1 protein-coding gene is annotated in these 879 nt (G+C 64.7%); it reads right to left on the reverse strand.

All coding sequences use genetic code 11. From position 1 onward, the window contains the following. Positions 1-879 (reverse strand): 2-oxo acid dehydrogenase subunit E2 (locus AC1DVW_RS29675; RefSeq protein WP_477327938.1); only part of this gene is annotated, 879 nt, incomplete at both ends.

Here is an 879-nt window from a genome sequence, read left to right on the forward strand (position 1 = left end):
AGACCAGCATGCCCATCGGGTTTTCGATCAGCCGCTTGAAGGCGACCAGCAGTTCGGCGCCGAGCGCGCCGTCGACGGCGCGGTGATCGGTCGACAGCGTCACCGACATCACGGTGGCGACCTTGATCTCGCCATTCTTGACCACGGCGCGCTGCTCGCCGGCACCCACCGCCAGGATCGTCGCATGCGGTGGGTTGATGACGGCGGCAAAGTCCTTGATGCCGAACATGCCGAGATTGGACACCGCCGTCGTGCCGCCCTGATATTCCTCAGGCTTCAGCTTGCGGCTGCGGGCGCGGCTGGCCAGGTCCTTCATCTCGTTGGAAATGACCGACAGCGTCTTTTCGTCGGCGTGCCGGATGATCGGCGTGATCAGGCCGCCGGGGATCGACACGGCAACGCCGACATCGGCATGCTTGTGCTTGACCATGGCGCTGTCAGTCCATGAGGCATTGGCATCCGGCACCGCCTTCAGCGCCAGCGCCATCGCCTTGATCACCATGTCGTTGACCGACAGCTTGTAGGCCGGCACCTCGCCCTTCTCGGTCTTCTTCACCGGGGCTGCGGCATTGAGCTGCGTGCGCAGCGCCAGCAGCGCATCGAGCTCGCAATCGAGCGTCAAATAGAAATGCGGGATGGTGGTCTTGGCCTCGACCAGCCGCCGCGCGATGGTCTTGCGCATATTGTCATGTGGGACGAGATCGTAGGAGCCTTCGGCAAACAGTTTCAGCACCTGCTCGTCCGACATTGCCTTCGGTGCTGGTGCCGCAGCAGCCGGAGCGCCAGCAGGCGCTGCTTTCGCAGCCGGAGCCGCCTTGGCGCCACCACCGGCAATCGCTGCCTCGACATCGGCCTTGACGACGCGGCCATGCGGGCCGG

Source organism: Mesorhizobium sp. P3_B5 (assembly GCF_056402815.1).